Source organism: Micromonospora sp. WMMD558, from assembly GCF_049315255.1.
In the GTDB taxonomy this organism is placed as follows: domain Bacteria; phylum Actinomycetota; class Actinomycetes; order Mycobacteriales; family Micromonosporaceae; genus Micromonospora.
On record NZ_CP186061.1, the window covers coordinates 5465742 to 5484494 of the forward strand.

An 18753-nucleotide genomic window follows, 5' to 3' on the forward strand; every position below is an offset into this window, starting at 1 on the left:
CGGTCAGCGGGCGCGGATGCCCTCCAGGACACCGTCGACGACCTTTTCCGGCAGGGTCGCCTCGTCGAGGTCCGGGTGCCAGCGCAACAACCGCTGGACCAGCATCGGCCCGGTGAGCATCGCCAGGGTGACCTCGATGTCGAGGTCGGCGCGCAGCTCCCCGGTGTGCGTTCCGCGGCGCAGCACCTCCCGCATCAGCGCCCGGCGCGGCTCGATGATGTTCTGGTAGAGCTCGTACTGCTCCGGGCTCCGGTTCACCGCGGGAACCAGGCAGGGCATGATCCGCGCGGCTCGGGGGTCGACGTTGTGCCCGACCGCGCCGAGCAGCAGTATCAGGTCCTCGCGGACCGAACGGCCGGAGAGCTCGGGCTGACCGCCCTTGAGCGTCCGCAGCGCGTCGCGCAGCAGCGCCTCCTTGCCCGGCCAGCGGCGATAGATCGTGGCCTTGCCGACCCCGGCCCGGGCCGCGATGGCCTCGACGGAGATCGCCTCGATCGTGTTGCCTTCGGCGAGCAGGTCCAGCGTGGCGTCGATGATCGCCTCGTCCGCGCGGACGCTCCGCGGTCGCCCGGGCGACCGCGGAGCATCGGCGGTGGAGGTCATGGCGGACATTCTCCCCGAACCTAGGCCGCCCCGGCCAACTCGGGTTCGCCGGCCGGCAGCACCGCGGGCGTCTCCGTGCGGCCGGGCATCCAGCGCAGCACCACCAGGATGCCGACCGCGGCGACCACCGCGGCGAGCGCCGCCGCCCAGTGCATGGCCGAGACGAAGGCGTCGTTGGCCACCGCGATCAGCTGCGGCGCCGCCGGACCGAGCTGGCCGGCCGCGGCGTACGCCCCGGAGATCGACTCACCGGCCGCGTCCCGCGCACCGTCGGGAAGGTCCCCGAGGGCGGTGGCGACGTCGGCCCGGTAGGCCGCGGAGAGGACCGAACCGAGCACCGCCACGCCGAGCGCGCCCGCCACCTGGCGGACGGTGTTGCTCACGGCGGAGCCGACTCCGGCCTTCTCCCGAGGCAGCGCCGACATGATCGACTCGGTGGCCGGCGGCATGATGTTCGCCATTCCGGTGCCCTGGAGGAAGAAGAAGACCAGCACCACCCAGATCGGGGTGGTCTCGTCGACGAACGCGAAGGCACCCAGCGCCAGCACGGTCAGCGCCAGCCCCACCGCCGAGACGGCCTTGCCACCGTAGCGGTGGACCATCGCCGCGCTGCGCGGGGCGAAGAACAGCTGGGCCGCCGCGAAGGGCAGGAAGAGCAGGCCGGTCTCCAGCGGGCTGTAGCCGCGGACCAGCTGCAGGTAGAAGGAACTGAAGAACATGACGCCCATCGCGGCGAAGAAGACCAGCCCGACCACCGCGACCGGCGCGGCGAAGCGCGGCACGCGGAACAGGCGGACGTCCAGCGAGGGGTGGTCACTGCGCCGCTCGTACGCGACGAACCAGGCCAGCACCGCCAGGCCGGCGAGGATGGCGGTCCAGACCAGCGGGCGGTCGAAGCCGTGCTCACCGCCGTCGATGATGCCGTAGGTCAGGGCGACCAGGCCGACCACCGAGAGCAGCACGCCGAGCACGTCGACGCGCCCCGGTCTCGGGTCCCGGGACTCGGGCACCAGCAGCGCCACCAGGACCACGCCGAGCGCCACCACGGGCACGTTGATCAGGAAGACCGAACCCCACCAGTAGTGCTCCAGCAGCGCGCCGCCGAGGACCGGCCCGATCGCCACCGCCAGGCCGACCGCCCCGGCCCACACGCCGATGGCCCGGCCCCGCTCCCGGGGGTCGAAGACGTTGGAGATGATCGAGAGGGTCACCGGCATGATGGCCGCGCCGCCGACCCCCATCAGGGCGCGGGCCGCGATCAGCTGGGCCGGGCTCTGCGCGTACGCCGACAGCAGCGACGCGAGCCCGAAGAGCACCAGCCCGATCAGCAGGAAGCGCCGCCGGCCGGCGCGGTCGCCGAGCACGCCGAAGGTGAAGAGCAGCCCGGCGAAGACGAGCGTGTAGGAGTTGATCGACCATTCCAGCTCGCCCTGGGTGGCGCCGAGCCCGTGCACCGGGTCGGCGAGCGTACGCAGTGCGACGTTCAGGATGGTGTTGTCGAGGACGACCACGAGCAGGCTGATCACCAGCACGCCGAGGATCGCCCACCTCCTCGGGTGTCCGGTGTTCTCGTGTGGTGGCATCTGCGGCTCCCCCGGCTCCCGTTTTCGATACGGGTCAGACTCGTAACTGGGCTCAGCCTAGGCGCCGGATTAACGATACGGAACCGGTCCGTTTCTATTGTGACGGCGGTCACCGACGCGCGCCCGTCGCGAGACAGGCGGCGACCGCGGCGGGGAGGGAGCCGAGGCGGGTCGCCGGGGCGGTGCGCGGCTCGATCCAGCCGGGTCCGGCGCCGTACACCGCCACCGAGGGAAAGTCCCGGGCGAAGCGCACCAGCCGGTACGCGCGGCCGGTGACCGGCGTCTGCGACCAGACCACGACGGTGCGCGGGCGGGCCCGGCGCACGGCGCCAGAGAGAGCGGACCAGGGCAGGGCCGCGCCGAGCAGCAGCGGGCCGTGGTCCCGTTCCCGCAGGGCGGCGGCGAGCGCGTGCAGGCCCAGGCAGTGGGCCTCCTGCTCGGCGCCGGCCAGCAGCACGCCGCCGGCGGAGAGCGGCCGGACACGGTCGCGGCGGAACACGTCGAGGCCGACCCGTACCCCCTCGGACAGGGCGTGTTCGACGGCGATCTCGCCGCCGGTGTGGCCGGGAAGCGCGGCGAGCATCGGCACGCAGACCTGCTCCCACAGCGCCGCGACACCCCACTCCTGCGCCAGGTCGGTGACGAGCGCGGCGACGCGGTTGCCCGCCAGGTCCTCGGCGGCAGACGCGAGGCGCTTGCGTGCGATCTCCACCGCCTCGGCCGGCATCGGAGCGGTCAACACCAGACATACCCCCGGGTAGACGGTTGCTACCCGGGGGTTCGTCGGGAGGGCGCGGTCCGGATGCGCCCTACGCGGGATTCACTTGCGGCGGGATGTCCACCAGCGCAGGGCCAGCGCCGACGCGGTGCCCCAGATGCCGCGCCGGAACAGCAGCACGACGAGGACGAAGATGCCGCCGGTCACCAGCCCGATCGCCTCGAACCCGGAGAACGACAGCCAGTCCTCCAGGCGGACCACGATGCCCGCCCCGAGCACACCGCCCCAGAGGGTGCCGATGCCGCCGAGCACCACCACGATCACCGCCTTGCCGGAGGTAGTCCAATGCAGGACCTCCAGCGACACGAAGCGGTGGCCGACGGCGAACAGGCCGCCGCCGAGGCCGGCGATGAAGCCGGAGAGCACGAACACGGTCAGCTTGTAGCGGTGCACCGGATAGCCGAGCGCGCGGGCCCGGGCCGGGTTGTCCCGGATGCCGACCAGCACCCGACCGAACGGCGAGTGCACGACCCGCCAGGCGCCCGCCAGGCCGAGCAGCACGATCGGCAGGATCGCGTAGTAGAAGTAGTAGTCGTCGGACAGGTCCAGCCCGAACAGTTCCCGCGGCACGCCCTGCAGGCCGTTCTCGCCCTGGGTCACCGAACGCCACTCGTTGGCGACGTAGTAGACCATCTGGGCGAACGCCAGGGTGACCATGGCGAAGTAGATGCCGGTGCGCTTGACCGCCAGGTACCCGATCGGCACGGCGAGGACCGCGGCGGCGAGCGCCCCGGCGAGCACGGCCACCGGGAACGGCAGGCCGGCGTGGATCGCCACCAGGCCGGTCACGTACGCCGACGCCCCCCAGAACGCGGCGTGCCCGAAGGACATCAGCCCGGTGAAGCCGAGCAGCAGGTCCACCGCGACGGCGAACAGCGCCCAGCAGAGGATGTCCACCGCGACCGCCGGGTAGAGACCGTTGGGCAGCCAGAGCGCTACCACCAGGGCCACCGCGAGCAGCGCGTACCGGACCCAGCCGGGAGCGCGGGCGACGGTGACCAGCCCGGACGGTACGGCCGGACGGGAGGCGTCCGCCTTGGTGTCCACGGTGCTCGTCATGCCGGTGCCTCCTCACGGCCGAACAGCCCGGCCGGACGCCAGAGCAGCACGGCGGCCATCACGATGAAGACGATCGTCTGGGACACGATCGGGAAGGCGGACAGGTACGCCTCACCCCACGCCTGCACCAGGCCGATGCCGAAGCCGGCGGCGACCGAGCCGAAGATCGAGCCCAGCCCACCGATCACCACCACGGCGAAGACCACGATGATGAGGTCCGCGCCCATCAGCGGGTTGACCGCCCGCATCGGCGCGGCCAGCACGCCGGCCAGCCCGGCGAGCCCGATCCCGAAGCCGAACACCGGGGTGACCCAGCGCCCGACGTTGATGCCGAACGCGCGGGTCAGCTCCGGCCGCTCGGTCGACGCGCGGACCACCATGCCGACCCGGGTACGGGTCAGCGCCCACCACACGCCGACGCAGACCGCCACGGCGAACCCGAGGATGAACACCCGGTACGTCGGGAAGTCGAAGAGCCCGAAGTCGACCGACCCGCTCAACGCGGACGGGGTCTCGTACGGGCTGGACTGCACGCCGTACCGGAGCTTCACCAGGTCCTGGAGGATCAGCGTGAGGCCGAAGGTGAGCAGGAAGTTGTAGAGCGGGTCGAGCCGGGTGAGCCGGTGGATGAAGGCCCGTTCGAGGGCCATGCCGAGCAGCGCGAGCCCCAGCGGCATGATCACCAGCGCCGCCCAGAACGGCACGCCCGCCTCGCTCAGCAGCACGTAAGCGCCGAACGCGCCGAGCATGTAGAACGCGCCGTGGGCGAAGTTGACCACCCGGAGCATGCCGAAGATGACCGCGAGCCCGAGGGCGAGCAGGGCGTAGAACGCCCCGCTCACCAACCCGTTGAACGCGTTCTGGAGAAAACCGGTCACAGCTTGCAGTCCGGGGACGGGGTGCGGAACGCCTCCGCGGCCGGGATGGTCTTCAGGATCTTCACGTAGTCCCACGGCTCGGTGACCTCGGACTGCGGCTTCACCTGGGCCAGGTACGCGTCGTGGATCACCCGGTGGTCCTCGGCGCGGATCTTGCCGTTGCGCAGGAAGACGTCGTTGACCTCCTTGCCCTCCAGCTCCTTGACCACCGTGTCGGCGTCGTCGGTGCCGGCGGCCTGCACGGCCTCCAGGTACTGCATGGCGGCGGAGTAGTTGGCCGCGTGCGCGAACGACGGCCGGGTGCCGGTCTCCTTCTGGAACCGGTCGGCGAACTCGCGGTTCTGCTGGTCGAAGTTCCAGTACCAGGCGTCGGTGTACGTGGTGCCGGCCAGCGCCGCCGGGGTGAGCGAGTGGATGTCGGTGATGAACATCAGCCCGACGGCCAGCCCGACGCCCTTGTCCCGGAGCTTGAACTCGTTGTACTGCTTGACCACGTTGACCAGCTCCGCGCCGGCCTGCATGGTGCCGAGCACGTCCGGCTTCGGGTTCAGCGTCGGCGCCTTGAGCAGGAAGGTGGAGAAGTCGCCGCTGGTGTTCGGAAACGGCGCGCCGTCCTTGCCGACGACCTTGCCGCCGGCGGCGGTGATCGCCGTGGAGAAGCTCTTCTCCATGTCCTGGCCGAAGGCGTAGTTCGGGTAGAGGATGTACCAGTTCTTGCCGACCTGCTCGGTCGTGGTCTTCCCGGTGCCGTTGGCCAGCATGTACGTGTCGTACGCGTAGTGGAACGTGTACTTGTTGCAGCTCTTGCCGGTCAGGTCGGTGGTCGCCGCGCCGATGTTGAAGTAGAGCTTCTTCTTCGCCTTGGCCACGTCGGCCACCCGCAGCGCCGCCGACGAGGTGGGCACGTCGAGGATGATGTCGGCGCCCTGCCGGTCGTACATCTCCTGGGCCTTGCTGTTGGCCACGTCCGGCTTGTTCTGGTGGTCGGCGGTCTCCACGGTGATGTCCTTCGCGACCGCCTTGTCGCCGTGCTTGGCCTTGAAGTCGGCGATGGCCATCTCCACGGCCTTGACCGAGTTCTTGCCGGACAGCTCCGAGTACGCGCCGGACTGGTCGTTGAGCACGCCCAGCACGATCTTGCCCCCGGTCAGCTTCTCGTCGCCGCCCGACTGGGGACCACCGCCGCCGCAGCCGGCGACCACCATCATCGCGGCCGCCGACGCGGCGGCCACACCCACCGTCCTACGCATGCTCATCCCTTTCGTCCGCGCGGCGCGCGGGGTCGGTCGTCGGTAGAGAAATCAGATGCCGAGGTACGACAGCAGTTCGCGTTCCCGCGACCGCACCTCGGAGTTGTCCATCGCCTCCGCGATGCGCCCCTCGGCCAGCAGGTAGTGCCGGTCGGCGACGCCGGTGGCGAAGTGCAGGTTCTGCTCGACCAGCAGCACGGTCACGCCGTGCTTCTTGGCCTCGCGCAGGAGGTCGCCGACCTGCTGCACGAGCAGCGGCGAGAGCCCCTCGGTCGGTTCGTCGCAGAGCAGCAGCCGGGCGCCCATCCGCAGCACCCGGGCCAGCGCCAGCATCTGCTGCTCGCCACCGGAGAGCATGGTGGCGGCCGAGTCGCGCCGCTCGTACAGGGCCGGGAACGCCTCGTACACCCGCTCCAACGACCACGGGTCGGGCCCCACCGTCGGCGGCAGCGTCAGGTTCTCCGTCACCGTCAGCGTGGCGTAGCTGCCCCGGTCGTCCGGCACCCAGCCCAGCCCGAGCCGCGCCCGCTTGTACGCCGGCAGCCTGCCGACGTCCTTCCCGTCCAGCTCGACGGTCCCCCGTTGACCGCCGTGCAGGCCCATCACGCAGCGCAGCAACGTGGACTTGCCGGCGCCGTTGCGGCCGACCAGCGTCACCACCTCGCCGGCCTGCACCTCCAGGCCGACCTCCCGCAGCACCTGCGCCTCGCCGTACCAGGCGGACAGGGTCTCAATGCGCAGCATCAGCGGCTCCCAGGTAGGCGGTGATCACGCGCTCGTCGGTGCGGACCTGCTCGTACGGGCCCTCGACCAGGACCTTCCCGGCCTGAAGGACGGTGACGGTGTCGGCCAGCCGCCCGACGACGCTCATGTTGTGCTCGACCATGACGACGGTCCGGCCCTGCCGGACCCGGCCGATCAGGTCGACGGTGCGATCGACGTCCTCCAGGCCCATGCCGGCGGTCGGCTCGTCCAGCAGCAGCACCTTCGGGTCGAGGGCGAGGGCGATCGCGAGCTCCAGCGCCCGCTTGCGCCCGTACGCCAGGGCCTCGGCGGGCGCCTCGGCCAGGTCGGCGAGCCCGACCATGTCCAGTAGTTCGGCGGCCCGGTCGGTGTAGCGCCGCATGAGCTTCGCCGATCGCCAGAACCGCCAGCCCAGCCCGCTCCGGCTCTGCAACGCCAGCTCGACGTGCTCGCGTGCGGACAGCTGCGGGAAGAGGCTGGTGATCTGGAACGAGCGCGCCACGCCGAGGCGGGCGACCTGCTCCGGGGCCAGCCCGGTGATGTCCCGGCCGTCCAGCTCGATCCGCCCGCCGCTGGGCGCGAGGAACCCGGTGAGCAGGTTGAACAGGGTCGTCTTACCGGCGCCGTTCGGGCCGACCAGCGCGTGCACGCTGTCCGGTGCCACGTCGAGGTCGACACCGTCGACCGCCCGGAAACCCCGGAAGTCGCGGGTCAGCCCGCGAGCCGACAGGAGCGCTTGCCCGGCCATCGCCACATCCTCCGCAGTTCTGGCGCGACGTCCGGTTCGGTGACCGTGGTCACAGGGCCGTCGCGTGCAGGAAACCTACGGCCGGGCCGCCGAACGCAGCCATGTTGACGGCCCACATAATCCCCGGCCCGGAACCGGGCCCGACAGCCACCTCGACCGCCGGCCGGGTCATCGAGGACGGTGACTGTGTGCGCTCCCGGCCGTGCCGGCGTGGGCCGCCCACATCCCACGCCGGCAACCCGTCACGACGTGCCCGCGGCGCGTGGACGCAGCGTGCACGACGTGCCCGCGGCGCGTGGACGCAGCGCGCCGGGCGTGCCGGCGGCCGTGGACGCTACGTGGCGGCCGGGGTGGTCACCCCGCGAGGGCGTCGAGGGCCAGGTCGACGTCGTCCGTCGTGGAGTACAGGTGGAAGGACGCCCGGACCCGGCCGGCCCGGACCGCCGCCCGCACGCCGGCCCGTTCCAGCTTCTCCTGCGCGCCCGGCACCTCCACGGTGACGATCGCGCTGTCGCCGGGCGGCCGGCCCAGGCCGGCGAGGAACCGGTTGGCCAGCGCCACGTCGTGGGCGTGCACCGCCGGCAGCCCGATCTCCGCCAGCAGCTCCAGGGCCGGGGCGGCGCCGACCCAGCTGAACCAGGCCGGGGAGATGTCGAAACGCCGAGCGTCGTCGGCCAGCCGCAGCGGCGGCCCGTAGTAGGCGGCGTGCGGGTCGGCACCGGCGTACCAGCAGGCGGCGTCGGGGCGCATCCGGTCGCGCAGCTCCGGCGCGTAGTACGCCAGGGCCACGCCGCGCGGGGCCATCAGCCACTTGTACGCGGCGACCACCACCGCGTCGGCCCGGGAGGCGTCGAACGGGAGCCAGCCGCAGGCCTGGGTGGCGTCGACCGCCACGAGGGCGCCGTGCGCGCGGGCGGCGGCCACGATCTCCTCGTACGGGGCCACCGTCCCGTCGGACGACTGCACCAGGCTGAACGCGACCAGGTCGGTGTCGGCGTCGATCGCGTCGACGAGATCGGCCAGCGGGACCGTGCGGACGCGGACCCCGCGCTGCTCCTGCACCAGCCAGGGGAAGAGGTTGGAGGTGAACTCGACCTCGGGGACCAGCACGGTCGCGCCCGCCGGCAGCGCCGCCGCCACGGGCGCTACCAGCTGCGACGCGGTGCTGCCGACCGTCACGTCCGCGACGGCCGCCCCGACCAGCCGGGCGAACGCGGCGCGGGTCCGTGACGTGGCGATGTCCCAGCTCTCCCACGCCATGCGCCCGACGCGCCAGCCGGCCAGCGCCTCCTGCAACGCCTCCCACGCCGGGTCCGGCGGCAATCCGTAGGTGGCCGTGTTCAACCAGCCGGGCTGGGGCTGCCAGAGCTGCTGCGCCTTCTCGATCTCCACCTCACCGACGCTAACCGGGCGGTGCCGGCCCGAGGAGGACCAATCACGCGCTGCTGGCCCGCGCCGGCGTCACCTCTCGATCCGCACGTTCTGCAGGGCGCGACTGCTGCCGGCCATGGCGAACACGATCTTCGGGCCGCAGCACATCCCCGGTGTGACGACGAACGTCATGACGAAGGACCCGTCCGCTCGGGTGACCACGTTGCTGGTCAGGTCGAAGCCCTGGCTGACGGTCACCTCCGTCACGGCGGGAAAGCCGGCGCCGGTGACCGTCACCGTGTCGCCGACCCGGACGCTGGTGGGTTCCAGAACCAGGTTGGTCGGGATGCGTGAGCCCGACGGTGTGGGCGTCGCTGCCGGGTCAGGACCGCCGGACCCAGGCCCGCCGGCCGGAACGGACGGACCGGGCGGGGTGCTGGCGCTGGGTGATGCCTCCTCCGACCCGCTCGGCGGCTGCTGCCGGGCCGTGTGGAGTGCCACCCCGCCGGCGATCACGGCGGCCAGCACCACCGCGGCGGCTCCGATGAGGGCCTGCACCACCCCGTCGGAGAGCCGGCCCCACCCGCGCGCCGACGACCCGCCCGCGGCGGGCCGGGCGCCCCGGGCTCGACGAGCAGCCATCTCGCCCTCCCCGGCCTATCGATCTGCGTCGAATGATAGCCGAGCTGGGGGCCGGCCGCCGTCAGCTGACGTTGGCCGGGCCGAGGACGCTCTTCAGGTCACCCATCAGCGCGGTGGTGGCCGCCACCCGGAACGGGCCGAGCCGCAGCGTGGTCACCTTGCCGCCGTTGAGCAGCTTGACGTGCACCTCGGTGTCGCCGGGGTGCAGCACGAGCGTCTCCTTGAGGCGTTCCACCAGTGGCGGCGTGCACCGGTGCACCGGGATGGTGAGCGTCACCGGCTTGTTGGCCGGGTTGCTGCTGATGTCCGGCATCGACATGTCCATCGCCATGATCCGCGGTACGTCGTCGCGGCGGTCGACCCGCCCCTTGACCACCACGATCGCGTCCTCGGCGATGTACTGCCCGATCACCTCGTAGGTGTTGGGGAAGAACAGCGTCTCCACGCCGCCGGCGAGATCCTCCAGCGTGGCCGACGCCCACGCGCGGCCCTGCTTGGTGACCCGGCGCTGCACACCGGAGAGGATTCCGGCGAGGGTCACCACCGCGCCGTCCGGGACGGTGCCCTCCTCGGAGAGCGCGGCGATCGTGCAGTCCGCCGCCGCGCCGAGCACGTGCTCCAGGCCGAACAGCGGATGGTCGGAGACGTACAGGCCGAGCATCTCGCGTTCGAAGGCGAGCTTGTCCCGCTTGTCCCACTCCCCCTCGGCGATGGTCGGCATCACCGTGGTGCTGGCGGGGGCGTCCGTGTCGCCGAAACCGGCGCCGAACAGGTCGTACTGGCCGACCGCCTCCTTGCGCTTCACGTCGGCGTACGCGTCGATGGCATCGGCGTGCACGGCGAGCAACCCCTTGCGCGGGTGCCGCAGCGAGTCGAACGCGCCCGCCTTGATCAGCGATTCGATGGTCTTCTTGTTGCAGACCACCGCGTCCACCTTGGACAGGAAGTCGTAGAAGTCGGCGTACGCGCCCTTCTCGTCACGGCAACGCATGATCGCGCTCACCACGTTGGCGCCGACGTTGCGGATCGCGGCGAGGCCGAAGCGGATGTCCCGGCCGACCGGGGTGAACGGCCCGGCCGAGTCGTTGACGTCGGGCGGCAGGACCTGAATGCCCATCCGGCGGCACTCCGACAGGTACAGCGCCATCTTGTCCTTGTCGTCGCCGACGGACGTGAGCAGCGCCGCCATGTACTCGGCCGGGTAGTGCGCCTTCAGGTACGCGGTCCAGTACGACACCAGCCCGTACGCCGCGGAGTGCGCCTTGTTGAAGGCGTAGCCGGCGAACGGCACCAGGACGTCCCACACCGCCTGGATCGCCTGGTCGGAGTAGCCGCGCTCGCGGCAGCCGTCCCGGAACGGGATGAACTCCTTGTCCAGGATCTCCTTCTTCTTCTTGCCCATCGCCCGGCGCAGCAGGTCGGCCTGGCCGAGGCTGTAGCCGGCGAGGATCTGCGCGGCGCGCTGCACCTGCTCCTGGTAGACGATCAGGCCGTAGGTGGGGGCCAGGATCTCCCGCAGCGGCTCCTCCAGCTCCGGGTGGATCGGGGTGATCTCCTGGAGCCCGTTCTTGCGCAGCGCGTAGTTGGTGTGCGAGTCGACGCCCATCGGACCGGGCCGGTACAGCGCCAGCACGGCCGAGATGTCCTCGAAGTTGTCCGGCTTCATCAGCCGTAGCAGCGAGCGCATCGGCCCACCGTCGAGTTGGAACACGCCCAGCGTGTCGCCGCGGGCCAGCAGGTCGTAGGCGGGCTTGTCGTCCAGCGGCAGGGCCAGCAGGTCGAGCTTGGTGCCGTGGTTGAGCTCGATGTTCCTGACCGCGTCGTCGATGATGGTCAGGTTGCGAAGGCCGAGGAAGTCCATCTTCAGCAGCCCGAGCGACTCGCAGGTCGGGTAGTCGAACTGCGTGATGATCGTCCCGTCGGCGTCCCGCCGCATCAGCGGGATGTGCTCGATGATCGGCTCGGCGGACATGATGACGCCGGCGGCGTGCACACCGGTCTGCCGGATCAGCCCCTCGATGCCGCGCGCGGTGTCGATGACCTTCTTGACGTCCGGGTCCGACTCGTACAGCCCGCGGATCTCGCCGGCCTCCGCGTAGCGGGGGTGCTTCGCGTCGAAGATGCCGGTCAGCGGGATGTCCTTGCCCATGACGGCCGGCGGCATCGCCTTGGTGATCCGGTCACCCACCGCGTAGGGATAGCCGAGCACCCGCGCCGAGTCCTTGATCGCGGCCTTCGCCTTGATCGTGCCGAAGGTGGCGATCTGCGCGACCTTGTCCTCGCCGTACTTCTCGGTGACGTACTGGATGACCTCGCCGCGACGCCGGTCGTCGAAGTCGATGTCGACATCCGGCATCGAGACCCGCTCGGGGTTGAGGAACCGCTCGAAGATCAGGCCGTGCGGGATCGGGTCCAGGTCGGTGATGCCGAGGGCGTAAGCGACGAGCGAGCCGGCGGCCGAGCCACGGCCCGGACCGACGGCGATGCCCTGGCTCTTGGCCCACTGGATGAAGTCGGCGACCACGAGGAAGTACGACGGGAAGCCCATCTGGATGATGACGCCCAACTCGTACTCGGCCTGCTTGACGTGCCCCTCCGGGATGCCCTGCGGGTAGCGGCGGGCCAGGCCGGCGAACGTCTCCTTGCGGAACCAGGACTCCTCGGTCTCCCCGTCGGGCACGGGGAAACGCGGCATGAGGTTGTGGAACTCGAACATGCCGGCCGGGTCGACCTTCTCGGCGACCAGCAGGGTGTTGCGGCAGCCCTCCAGCCAGAGGTCGGACGTGTCGACGCCGCGCATCTCCTCGGCGGACTTGATGTAGTAGCCGCTGCCGTCGAACCGGAACCGGTTCGGGTCGGCGACGTTCGCCGCGGTCTGCACGCAGAGCAGCACGTCGTGCGCCTCGGCCTGCGACTCGTGCGTGTAGTGCGAGTCGTTCGTGACCACCGGCGGGATGTCCAGTTTGCGGGAGATCTCCATCAGCTCCTGGCGCACCCGGCGCTCGATGCTGATGCCGTGGTCCATGATCTCCAGGAAGTAGTTGTCCTTCCCGAAGATCTCCTGGTACCTGGCCGCGGCCTTCAACGCCTCGTCGTACTGGCCCAGCCGCAACCGGGTCTGCACCTCACCCGAGGGGCAGCCGGTGGTCGCCATCAGGCCGTCGGCGTGCTCGGCGAGCAGTTCCGCGTCCATCCGCGGCCACTTGACGAAGAAACCCTCGGTGTACGACCGGCTGGTGAGCTTGAACAGGTTGTGCAGGCCGGCCTTGTTCCGCGCCCAGATCGTCATGTGCGTGTAGCCGCCGCTGCCGGAGACGTCGTCGCTCTTCTGCTCCGGGCGGCCCCACCGCACCCGCTGCTTGTGGAACCGCGACTCCGGCGCCACGTACGCCTCGATGCCCAGGATCGGCTTCACGCCGGCGGCCATGGCCTGCTTGTAGAAGTCGTTCGCGCCGTGCATGTTGCCGTGGTCGGTCATCGCGACCGCCGGCATCCCCTGGCGGCTGACCTCGGCGAAGAGGTCCTTGAGCCGGGCGGCACCGTCGAGCATCGAGTACTCCGTGTGCACGTGCAGATGCGCGAACGAATCGCCCATGCGTGGCGCCCCCCGGGTTGTGGATCAAGCGGTGTCGGAGTCGACCGACCTACCCTACCGACGCCGGCTGACGGCCTCCACCGTCCGCGCCGGAGGTGGTCCGCATCTCGCCGCGGCCGGCGAGGGCCCGGCCGGCGGGGGCGGCCAGGACGCGGCCGGCGAGGGCGCGGGCACCGCCGGGATGCCCGCGCCCTCGCCGGGTGTCAGACCCGCTGGGCGACGAAGAGTGCCGCCACGTCCGCCGAGCTCATCGCGCCCTGGTACGCGCCCAGGTCGTCCACCTGGCCGTAGAGCCACCCCTCGGGGCCGGCCGCGGTGCTCACGCGCCCGACCACCAGGGAACCGGTTGCCTGCCGGGGCTGCCCGGCGGCGTCCAGCGCCACCGTGCGGACGAGGGTGCCGTCGACGTGGAGCAGCACCTGCCGGTGGGCGGCGTCGAGCACCACGACCAGGTGGTGCCACAGGTCGGCGTCGGCCGCCGGGGCGGTCGCCTCCGTGGCGGCGCCGCCGGGCGCGCCGGCGCCGTCCGCCGGAACCACGAGGGTCCAGCGTCCGCCGTCGACCGGCTCCCAGCCGAGGCGCAACGCGTGACCGCCGGCCGCGTCCTGCGACACCACGGTCTGCGCGCCGCGGGACGGGTCGAGCCGGACCCAGGTGGCGAGGGTGAACGACTGGTCGGTACGCAGCACCGGCGCGTCCGCCCAGACCGGGTTGCCCGGCTCACCCCGGTTGGCCTGGCTGCGGGCGTACTCCCGGGTGGTCTCGCCGTAGTGCGGATCCGACGGGTCGTCGATCCAGTGCGTCCCGTCCAGTGCGAGGACGCTGCCCTGCCGCCCGGCGTCGACATACGACCCTTGGGTCAGGTAGAGCTGACGGTCGAACGCGGTGCTGTCGGGCGCGGAGCAGAGGGTGGGGTCGTCGATCGACTCGTCGTAGCACGGAATCGCGTTCTCGAAGTTCCACTTGCCGACCTGGACCGGCCGCAGGAGGCCCGGCTCGTCGAAGCCGCCGGACCCCGGGTCGGAGGCGCGCCAGCCGGTGAAGTCCTGAGCGACGAGGGTCCGGTCGTACACCCGCACGTCGGCCAGATTGCCCCGCCACCAGGTGGCGTCGCCACGACCCAGCCGGAACTCGCCGGCGGGGTCGTTGACGGCGGTCACCCGGAACTTGGTCGCCTCGGCGACGCCGTCAACCCAGAGGGTGAGGGTACGCGCGGCGGCGTCGTGGACCACCGCGACGTGGGTCCAGAGGCCGACCCGCGGCGCCGACGTGGACCGGGCGACCGACCACTTGGCGCCCTTCCCGGTCTTCGTCGGCATCCGGACCTGCCACCGGTTGGAGGCCTTGTCGTAGCCCACGGAGAGCGTGGCGTGCCGCGAACCGGCCTTGCTGACGAAGTCCCGGCTGACGGACGCGTCGGTGAGGCGGACCCAGGCGGCGACCGAGAAGGTGCCGGCGCTGTCCAACGTGGTGGGCGACGCGGACAGGTACGACGACGCGCCGTCGAACGCGGACGCCTCTCCCCCGACCAGCCGGGCGTCCTGCTCCCAGCCGAGGCCCACGGGCGTCAGTGGGCTGTCACCGCCGACGGCGGGCTGGTTGTCGGCGAGGGCCTGCTCCCGGGTGATGCCCGGATACGTCTCCACCGACCAGAACGCGGTCGCTGGGGCCGGACGGTCGATGGTGGTGCTCCCGCGCGGTGCCGCCTCCGCGGCACCGGCGGGCAGGAGGGCGGCTGCCACCGCCATGGCAAGTGTGCTGGTCCGGGCACGGCCGGACGAGAAATAGCTGGTCATGACACCTTTCCCCGCTGAAGTCCGGCCGAGCTGTCCCGAGGGGATCCACGCGCGTCCGGCCGGTCGCCGGGTCAGTGTCACAGGGCGGTGCAAGCACCGCCACCCCGCCGTCACCTGGGCACAATGATGTTCGGCTGGACAATAGTGTGTGGCGCACAGTAGCGTGTGATGCATGGTCAGCGAAGAGATCCTCCGGACCCACCTCCAGGAGCTGCGCCGGGGCACGGTCGTGGTGGCGAGCCTCGTCGTCCTGCGCCGCCCCGACTACGGCTACGCGCTGCTGCAACGCCTGACCGAGCACGGCTTTCCCGTCGATGCCAACACGCTCTACCCGCTGCTGCGCCGCCTCGAGGACCAGGGGCTGCTGACCAGCGAGTGGAACACCGAGGAGAGCCGGCCGCGCAAGTTCTACCGGACCAGCCCCGACGGCGAGGCGGTCCTCGACCGGCTCCTCGCCGACCTGTCCGCCGTGCAGACCTCCATGACCGCCCTGCTCGAAGGAGTGGACCGATGACCGCCCTGACCGACCGCTACGTCGCCGCGACCCTGCGCTCGGTGCCCGCCGCGCGCCGCGGGGAGATCGCCACCGAGCTGCGCGCCTCGATCGAGGACATGATCGAGGGCCGGACAGCCGCCGGGGAGGACACCGCCTCCGCCGAGCGGGAGGTGCTCACCGAGCTGGGCGACCCGGCGCAGCTCGCCGCCCGGTACGCCGACCGGCGGCTCCAACTCATCGGCCCCACCTACTACCTGGCCTGGCAGCGGCTGCTCGTCACGTTGCTCAGCATCATCCCCGGCATCGTCGGCGTGGTCGTCGGCGTCGTGGAGGCCACCGCCGGCGACAACCCGGGCGGCGCCATCGGGGCCGGCATCGTCGCGGCCTTCCAGACCGCCGTGCAGATCGCGTTCTGGGTGACGCTGGTCTTCGCGGTGCTCGAACGGCTGGGCACCCCGCTGAACCTGCCCGGCTGGACCGTCGACGACCTCCCCGACGAGCCCGTCGAGCGGGACGTCCCGCTCACCGACACGTGCGCCTCGCTCGTCGCCCTGGTCCTGACCGCCGCGTTCCTCGTCTGGCAGCACTTCCAGACGCTGGTCCCGGCCGACGGTGACCGCCTGGCGATCCTCGACCCCGCACTGTGGACGTCCTGGCTCCCGGTCCTCCTCGCGGTGCTGGTCGTCAGCGCCGGCCTGGAGATCACCAAGTACCGCGTCGGCCGCTGGACCTGGCCCCTCGTCGCGCTCAACGCCCTGCTGCACCTGGCGTTCGCGGTGCCGGCGGTCTGGCTGCTGCTCACCGACCGGCTGTTCAACCCCGAGTTCGTCGCCCACATTCCGTGGCTGCGCGACGGCGACAATCTCGAGACGCTCGCGAACGGCGTCGCGATCGGCACCGTGGCCGTCGTGCTCTGGGACGTCGTCGACAGCGTGGTCAAGGCGCTACGTGCCCGCCGCTGACACACCCGGTCCCGGCGGCGCATGATCGACTCGATGCCGGCGGCATCGCGGTGTCCCGCCGCCGTAGATCACGCGATGCCGGCGGCACGGAGTGGATCACACCGACCGGGCGAACGCCGTGCCGCCCCGCCCGTCGGCCGGCGCGGCGGCCAGGTGGGGTTCCGGGCGGGCACCGACCGGATGGATGAGATCCTGACCAGAATGAGCACGGCGGCGGGTGAGGACTGGCGGCGGCCCGGGCCGACGCCTGAGCAGCAGCGGCGCGACGTCTACGTGGGGCTGGCGGTGACCGTGCTCGCCCTGGTCAGCCTCACCCTCGCCCGCAGCACCGGGGCGTTCGTCCTGGGCCCGCCTCCGTCGGTGGCGGAGCAGATCCTCTGGACCGTCGCGACCACTCTGCCGCTGATCTGGCGGCGGCGGTTCCCCGCCACGGTCACGCTGGTCGTCTCCGCCGCGTACATCGCGGGGCAGGCCCGCGCCGCACCGGAGTTCCAGGTGACCTCGGGCGCGCTCTTCGCCGCCCTCTACACGCTCGGCGCGTGGGGCCGGGACCGCCGCCTCGCGCGGCGACTGCGGATCGGCGTGATCGCCGCCATGTTCGTCTGGCTCGGCGTCTCGTACGCGATCAGTGTCGCCCGCATCCCGCCCGACGCGTTCGCCGGCGCCGTCGGGCCGGTCCCCCCGGTGATCGCGATGATGGTCAACGGGGTGCTGCTCAACGGCCTGTTCTTCGGCTTCGCGTACTTCTTCGGGGAGACCGCCTGGCTGGCCGCCCGCCGGTCGCACGACCTCCGGGCGCAGGCGGAGGAGCTCCGCCGGTCGCAGGCCGAGGTCCGCGAGCACGCCGTGGTCGGCGAGCGGGTCCGCATCGCCCGGGAGCTGCACGACGTCGTCGCCCACCACGTGTCGGTGATGGGCGTGCAGGCGGCCGCCGCCCGCCGGGTCCTCGACCGGGACCCGGCCAAGGCCCGCATCGCGCTCGGCGCCGTCGAGGAGTCGGCGCGCACGGCGGTGGACGAGCTGCGCCGGATGCTCGGCGTCCTGCGCGCCCGCGACCGCGAGCCGGCGGCTGTCGGGCAGCCCGCCGGGATCGACCAGGTCACCGCGGTGGTCGACCGGGCCCGGGAGGCGGGGCTGCGGGCCAGCCTCGGGGTGTACGGGGACCCGGTGCCGCTGCCGGACTCGGTCTCCCAGGCCGCGTACCGGGTGGTGCAGGAAGCGGCGACGAACACGCTGAAACACGCGACCGGGGCGACCGCGCTGGACGTGCGGATCCGCCACCTGGCGCACGACGTGGAGGTGGACGTGACCGACGACGGACGGCCCACCCGCCCACCCAATCCCGACGGGATGGGCCTGGTCGGGATGCGCGAGCGGGTCGCCACGCACGGCGGCGCGCTGGAGGTCGGCCCACGCGCCGGCGGCGGCTGGCGGGTACGCGCCCGCTTTCCGCTGCCCGCCGCGGCGGAGCGTCCGACATGAGCGAGCGGATCACCACGCCCGGCGCGGCCGGGTCCCGTGCCGGCACCGGCGCCGGGGCCGGCCGGGCCGTCCGGGTGCTGCTCGCCGACGACCAGCACCTCGTCCGCACCGGGTTCCGGGTCATCCTCGAGGTGGAGGACGACATCGAGGTGGTCGGGGAGGCCGCCGACGGCGAACGGGCGGTGAGCATGACCCGGGCGCTGCGCCCGGACGTGGTGCTGATGGACGTGGAGATGCCCGGCGTCGACGGGCTGGAGGCCACCCGGCGGATCACCGCCGACGCGGACCAGTCAGGCGGGCCGGCGGTGCTGATCCTCACCACCTTCGACCGGGACGACTACCTGTTCACCGCGCTGCGCGCCGGGGCGAGCGGGTTCCTGCTCAAGAACGGCACCCCGGAGTCGCTGGTCGAGGCGATCCGGGTGGTGGCCCGCGGCGAAGGGCTCATCGCCCCGGAGCTCACCCGGCGGGTGATCGCCACCTTCGCCCGCTCCGGCGCCTCGGCCACGGCGGGGACGGCACCGGAGGCGGCGCTGCGGGACCTCACCCCCCGGGAGCGGGAGGTGCTGGTCCTGGTCGCCGGGGGCGCGAGCAACGCGGAGATCGCCGCCGCCCTGCACCTGGGCGAGGCGACGGTGAAGACGCACGTCAGCCGGGTGCTGACCAAACTCGGCCTGCGCGACCGGGTCCAGGCGGTGGTCTTCGCGTACGAGCACGGGGTGGTACGCCCCGGCGGATGATCTCCGGTCCGTCCCGCGGGGGATCC

16 protein-coding genes are annotated in these 18753 nt (G+C 72.0%); 4 read left to right on the top strand and 12 right to left on the bottom strand.

What is annotated here, in order from left to right:
* Nucleotides 1-3: 3 nt before the first annotated feature.
* From ACN26Y_RS26030 to ACN26Y_RS26085, 12 genes are all read right to left on the bottom strand, one after another.
* Entirely contained in the window at nucleotides 4-612 is a 609-nt protein-coding gene (locus ACN26Y_RS26030; protein WP_155332787.1) for a TetR/AcrR family transcriptional regulator, read from the bottom strand.
* A gap of 11 nt (nucleotides 613-623) precedes the next feature.
* The gene (locus ACN26Y_RS26035; protein WP_155332788.1) at nucleotides 624-2186 is read right to left on the bottom strand and encodes an MFS transporter; all 1563 of its coding nucleotides are present in this window, start codon (nucleotides 2184-2186) and stop codon (nucleotides 624-626) included.
* A gap of 109 nt (nucleotides 2187-2295) precedes the next feature.
* Nucleotides 2296-2928: a transcriptional regulator gene (locus ACN26Y_RS26040; protein ID WP_230688779.1), complete on the bottom strand. Its 633-nt coding sequence runs from the start codon at nucleotides 2926-2928 to the stop codon at nucleotides 2296-2298.
* A 78-nt stretch (nucleotides 2929-3006) separates the two neighbouring features.
* Nucleotides 3007-4023, bottom strand: a complete 1017-nt coding sequence (locus ACN26Y_RS26045; RefSeq protein ID WP_155332789.1) for a branched-chain amino acid ABC transporter permease — start codon at nucleotides 4021-4023, stop codon at nucleotides 3007-3009.
* Entirely contained in the window at nucleotides 4020-4901 is an 882-nt protein-coding gene (locus tag ACN26Y_RS26050; RefSeq protein ID WP_155332790.1) for a branched-chain amino acid ABC transporter permease, read from the bottom strand. Before ACN26Y_RS26050 ends, ACN26Y_RS26045 begins: the two co-directional genes overlap by 4 nt.
* Nucleotides 4898-6157 (bottom strand): ABC transporter substrate-binding protein, encoded by a 1260-nt coding sequence (locus tag ACN26Y_RS26055; RefSeq protein WP_155332791.1) that lies wholly within the window; start codon nucleotides 6155-6157, stop codon nucleotides 4898-4900. Before ACN26Y_RS26055 ends, ACN26Y_RS26050 begins: the two co-directional genes overlap by 4 nt.
* 45 nt (nucleotides 6158-6202) lie before the next feature.
* Nucleotides 6203-6895 (bottom strand): ABC transporter ATP-binding protein, encoded by a 693-nt coding sequence (locus ACN26Y_RS26060; RefSeq protein ID WP_422733667.1) that lies wholly within the window; start codon nucleotides 6893-6895, stop codon nucleotides 6203-6205.
* A complete protein-coding gene (locus ACN26Y_RS26065) occupies nucleotides 6882-7643 on the bottom strand; it encodes an ABC transporter ATP-binding protein (protein ID WP_155332793.1) in 762 nt (253 codons plus the stop codon). Before ACN26Y_RS26065 ends, ACN26Y_RS26060 begins: the two co-directional genes overlap by 14 nt.
* A 354-nt stretch (nucleotides 7644-7997) precedes the next feature.
* Complete coding sequence (locus ACN26Y_RS26070; RefSeq protein WP_422733668.1) at nucleotides 7998-9035, bottom strand: aminotransferase class V-fold PLP-dependent enzyme; 1038 nt, start codon at nucleotides 9033-9035, stop codon at nucleotides 7998-8000.
* 69 nt (nucleotides 9036-9104) lie between these two features.
* The gene (locus ACN26Y_RS26075; RefSeq protein WP_422733669.1) at nucleotides 9105-9656 is read right to left on the bottom strand and encodes a hypothetical protein; all 552 of its coding nucleotides are present in this window, start codon (nucleotides 9654-9656) and stop codon (nucleotides 9105-9107) included.
* 61 nt (nucleotides 9657-9717) lie between these two features.
* The gene (dnaE, locus tag ACN26Y_RS26080; RefSeq protein WP_155332796.1) at nucleotides 9718-13251 is read right to left on the bottom strand and encodes a DNA polymerase III subunit alpha; all 3534 of its coding nucleotides are present in this window, start codon (nucleotides 13249-13251) and stop codon (nucleotides 9718-9720) included.
* Nucleotides 13252-13454: 203 nt separating this feature from the next.
* Nucleotides 13455-15047 (bottom strand): LamG-like jellyroll fold domain-containing protein, encoded by a 1593-nt coding sequence (locus ACN26Y_RS26085; RefSeq protein ID WP_422733670.1) that lies wholly within the window; start codon nucleotides 15045-15047, stop codon nucleotides 13455-13457.
* 172 nt (nucleotides 15048-15219) lie between these two features.
* On the opposite strand from ACN26Y_RS26085, the gene ACN26Y_RS26090 reads away from it, so the two are divergent.
* The 4 genes from ACN26Y_RS26090 (at nucleotide 15220) to ACN26Y_RS26105 (ending at nucleotide 18727) form a co-directional block, all read left to right on the top strand.
* Nucleotides 15220-15561: a PadR family transcriptional regulator gene (locus ACN26Y_RS26090; RefSeq protein ID WP_155332798.1), complete on the top strand. Its 342-nt coding sequence runs from the start codon at nucleotides 15220-15222 to the stop codon at nucleotides 15559-15561.
* Nucleotides 15558-16505, top strand: a complete 948-nt coding sequence (locus ACN26Y_RS26095) for an HAAS signaling domain-containing protein (RefSeq protein WP_155332799.1) — start codon at nucleotides 15558-15560, stop codon at nucleotides 16503-16505. The genes ACN26Y_RS26090 and ACN26Y_RS26095 overlap by 4 nt, the downstream gene beginning before the upstream one ends.
* A gap of 201 nt (nucleotides 16506-16706) precedes the next feature.
* Nucleotides 16707-17987, top strand: coding sequence for a sensor histidine kinase (locus tag ACN26Y_RS26100; RefSeq protein ID WP_422733671.1), 1281 nt, complete (start codon nucleotides 16707-16709; stop codon nucleotides 17985-17987).
* Entirely contained in the window at nucleotides 17984-18727 is a 744-nt protein-coding gene (locus tag ACN26Y_RS26105; protein ID WP_422733673.1) for a response regulator, read from the top strand. Before ACN26Y_RS26100 ends, ACN26Y_RS26105 begins: the two co-directional genes overlap by 4 nt.
* Nucleotides 18728-18753 lie beyond the last annotated feature (26 nt).

Coding starts and splice junctions, on each gene's coding strand:
- ACN26Y_RS26100 (WP_422733671.1), top strand. CDS start 16,707: ATGAGCACGGCGGCGGGTGAGGACTGGCGGCGGCCCGGGCCGACGCCT.
- ACN26Y_RS26065 (WP_155332793.1), bottom strand. CDS start 7,643: ATGGCCGGGCAAGCGCTCCTGTCGGCTCGCGGGCTGACCCGCGACTTC.
- ACN26Y_RS26090 (WP_155332798.1), top strand. CDS start 15,220: ATGGTCAGCGAAGAGATCCTCCGGACCCACCTCCAGGAGCTGCGCCGG.
- ACN26Y_RS26105 (WP_422733673.1), top strand. CDS start 17,984: ATGAGCGAGCGGATCACCACGCCCGGCGCGGCCGGGTCCCGTGCCGGC.
- ACN26Y_RS26045 (WP_155332789.1), bottom strand. CDS start 4,023: ATGACGAGCACCGTGGACACCAAGGCGGACGCCTCCCGTCCGGCCGTA.
- ACN26Y_RS26075 (WP_422733669.1), bottom strand. CDS start 9,656: ATGGCTGCTCGTCGAGCCCGGGGCGCCCGGCCCGCCGCGGGCGGGTCG.
- ACN26Y_RS26060 (WP_422733667.1), bottom strand. CDS start 6,895: ATGCTGCGCATTGAGACCCTGTCCGCCTGGTACGGCGAGGCGCAGGTG.
- dnaE (WP_155332796.1), bottom strand. CDS start 13,251: ATGGGCGATTCGTTCGCGCATCTGCACGTGCACACGGAGTACTCGATG.
- ACN26Y_RS26030 (WP_155332787.1), bottom strand. CDS start 612: ATGTCCGCCATGACCTCCACCGCCGATGCTCCGCGGTCGCCCGGGCGA.
- ACN26Y_RS26035 (WP_155332788.1), bottom strand. CDS start 2,186: ATGCCACCACACGAGAACACCGGACACCCGAGGAGGTGGGCGATCCTC.
- ACN26Y_RS26085 (WP_422733670.1), bottom strand. CDS start 15,047: ATGACCAGCTATTTCTCGTCCGGCCGTGCCCGGACCAGCACACTTGCC.
- ACN26Y_RS26055 (WP_155332791.1), bottom strand. CDS start 6,157: ATGAGCATGCGTAGGACGGTGGGTGTGGCCGCCGCGTCGGCGGCCGCG.
- ACN26Y_RS26095 (WP_155332799.1), top strand. CDS start 15,558: ATGACCGCCCTGACCGACCGCTACGTCGCCGCGACCCTGCGCTCGGTG.